The sequence below is a fragment of the Bacillus sp. 7_6_55CFAA_CT2 genome, from assembly GCF_000238655.1.
GTDB lineage: Bacteria > Bacillota > Bacilli > Bacillales > Bacillaceae_G > Bacillus_A > Bacillus_A cereus.
Genome location: NZ_JH414726.1, coordinates 1 through 2,865, shown reverse-complemented (window position 1 = coordinate 2,865; position 2,865 = coordinate 1). Strand labels below are relative to the sequence as shown.

Sequence of the window (2,865 nt, the reverse complement as noted above, 5' to 3'; positions counted from 1 at the left end):
GGCCGATCACCCTCTCAGGTCGGCTACGCATCGTTGCCTTGGTGAGCCGTTACCTCACCAACTAGCTAATGCGACGCGGGTCCATCCATAAGTGACAGCCGAAGCCACCTTTCAATTTCGAACCATGCGGTTCAAAAATGTTATCCGGTATTAGCCCCGGTTTCCCGGAGTTATCCCAGTCTTATGGGCAGGTTACCCACGTGTTACTCACCCGTCCGCCGCTAACTTCATAAGAGCAAGCTCTTAATCCATTCGCTCGACTTGCATGTATTAGGCACGCCGCCAGCGTTCATCCTGAGCCAGGATCAAACTCTCCAATAAAGTTAGTTTGTCTAGCATCTAAAATAAAAATTGACGTTTCACGTTGTTTGTTTCGTTCAGTTTTCAAAGAACTACTTAGCCGCTCATTTGCGACTTCCTTATGTTAACACTTTCGTTATTTGATGTCAACTAAGTTTTTCATTTCGTTTGTCGCTTGCGACGTTATTGTCATCGGCGACTTGTCCTATATTACACCTCTATATAATAATAGTCAATATTAATCTTTCATTTTTTTTAAAAAGATGAAAAAGACTCTCATACCCCCCTTTTATTTCTCATACATATCAATAAGATAACTGAAAGGAGTGTAGAACTTGTTCAATCCTTCTTTATTACACATCATAAGCTCCCATTCAAGAAGCCCACACTATCATAGGAAGTTTCCAATCATTCTATTTTGGAGTCAAAAAAGCGGTTGTACTTCTCTTGCTAAGTGGTTCTTTTACCAGATTGATTTATTACAAACCGCTCTAAGTTATAGTCCTTTCATTCATAATTATGAATATGATATATACAAAAGTACACCTGCCTATAGTGTACGACTAGGAATAGCTCTACGAGAAAAACAAAAAGAAACTTTTAAACTTGTTCGTAACCCTTATAGGAGAGCAGTCAGTTCTTTCGTATCCTTAATTGGACCTCCTTATATGGAACATCCCGAATGGAAACCCATCCGAAAGTTTTTATATCAAGATGAAAATTCCTCCAAAGGGATCTCATTTAAACAATTTCTATACTATCTATTTATGAAAGGAGCTCACGCAAGTGATATTAACCCACATTTCACACAACAATATATAGCTGGTGAAGAAGAATATGTGACCAATTATATATACTTAGAAAACTTCGATCAGGAAATGAAAGAATTAGAAAAGCGTTTCGAATTAAAAACCGCACCAATAAATGAGTTCTCAACATCATGGCATCATCAAACTCCCGCCATGATTTATAAAGGGGATTTTAGCGAAGGCGATATTACTGATCCTTTATTTCCACGTCATCCAACTTTTGAAAGCTTTTATGATACTGAATGTATACAACTTGTCCAAACAATATTTCAAAATGATTTCGACACATATAAATACAGCAAAGAATATCCATACTAACTTTAGTCTATTATCTTTGCTAAATAAAAAAGATACCTCATATATAAGGTATCTTTTTAACATTTCAATTATATAAATCATACTGTTTAACAGTCTCTATTCTCCACCTTGTTACCTTTTAATAGATTACATAACTTTTGCTTATCCGCCCATCCTACTCCGATTAAAACTAAACTCGCTCCCATTATTACTCTCCATGTCAGAGATTCATTTAATAGAATAATTGAAGTAACAATACTTATTAATGGTAATGCATTTAAATATAATCCGCTTACTGATGCTGAAACTCTCTCTAGCGCTTTATTCCAAAACCAATATGCTAAAATTGTTGCTCCAATAACAAGGTATATTACACTAAGTCCCGTTTTCCAAGTTTCAACCTTTGGGAGACCGTAATAAAAAATTTCTACCAGTGCAAACGGTAAGAGAATAACAGCTCCAATAATTAAAGTTAATGTTGTAAAAACCTCGTTTGATAAATACTGTTCTTGTTTTGGCCGTTTTAGCAAAACTGTGTAGAAAGCAAATAGAAAAGTACTTAATAATATCAGTATATCTCCTATTAAAGACACTTCTTGATTAGCACTTTTAGATGGAATCGTAATAAAGAGTACTCCTATAGCACCCAATATAATTCCTATCCAATAATTCAATCGAATTTTCTCTTTCAAAAAGAGTGCTGAAAAAAGAATTGTAACTAATGGTAATGCAGCATCTATAATACTCACATGTAATCCACTGGTTAAAGAAATACCGTAGGATGTAAACATAAAATAACCAGCTACACCGGTAAAAGCTAACAAACTCATTCTTTTCCATGGAACTTTTTTATGTACAACTGATTTTTGTAGTTGCTTAAATGAGAATAGCATACAAATTCCACCTGCAAAGAAAAGACGAATAAACAACAAAGTAAACGGCTGAATAGATTCTAACGCCCATTTTGTTGGCGCAATGGCTGTGCCCCATAATATAACAGCCACTAATAACATGCATATTTCTTTCATAATCCCCCACACCCATCAAAAATATATGTTAACTACCTTAATTATAGATTTTTTCTAATGTAAAATCCTTTAAAAACACAAAAGGTTATGTTAAAAGAGCTAGATTGCTACTTTTCATATAACCTTTTTATATAAGATCACAAACATTCTTGTTACATCTGGACTATATTCTTATAAAGGTAATTCTTACCTTTAAATTTAAAATAATAAAAATAAACACAAAAAAACCTAAGTCGAAACGACTTAGGTTTTTGCTTGGCGACGTCCTACTCTCACAGGGACAAGGTCCCAACTACCATCGGCGCTAGAGAGCTTAACTTCCGTGTTCGGTATGGGAACGGGTGTGACCTCTCTGCCATCATCACCAAACTATGAAGGCATATTCCTTCAAAACTAGATAACATTGCTACATATTATATGGTTAAGTCCTC

At 35.1% G+C, this 2,865-nt stretch carries 2 protein-coding genes and 2 rRNA genes; 1 reads left to right on the top strand and 3 read right to left on the bottom strand.

What is annotated here, in order from left to right; all coding sequences use genetic code 11:
• A 16S ribosomal RNA gene (locus tag HMPREF1014_RS28975) occupies positions 1-321 on the bottom strand; the annotation flags it as partial.
• Positions 322-635: 314 nt separating this feature from the next.
• Here HMPREF1014_RS28975 and HMPREF1014_RS28970 point away from each other — a divergent pair.
• On the top strand, positions 636-1,427 hold the full coding sequence (locus HMPREF1014_RS28970; protein ID WP_000483015.1) for a sulfotransferase family 2 domain-containing protein: 792 nt from the start codon (positions 636-638) through the stop codon (positions 1,425-1,427).
• 86 nt (positions 1,428-1,513) lie between these two features.
• On the opposite strand, the gene HMPREF1014_RS28965 is transcribed toward HMPREF1014_RS28970, so the two are convergent.
• Together HMPREF1014_RS28965 and rrf are read right to left on the bottom strand one after the other, a co-directional pair.
• Positions 1,514-2,434, bottom strand: a complete 921-nt coding sequence (locus HMPREF1014_RS28965; protein ID WP_000658284.1) for a DMT family transporter — start codon at positions 2,432-2,434, stop codon at positions 1,514-1,516.
• A gap of 253 nt (positions 2,435-2,687) precedes the next feature.
• A 5S ribosomal RNA gene (gene rrf / locus HMPREF1014_RS28960) occupies positions 2,688-2,803 on the bottom strand.
• Positions 2,804-2,865 lie beyond the last annotated feature (62 nt).

Excerpts from the sequence above, each read along its gene's own strand:
- HMPREF1014_RS28965 (WP_000658284.1), bottom strand. The coding sequence starts at position 2,434 with ATGAAAGAAATATGCATGTTATTAGTGGCTGTTATATTATGGGGCACA.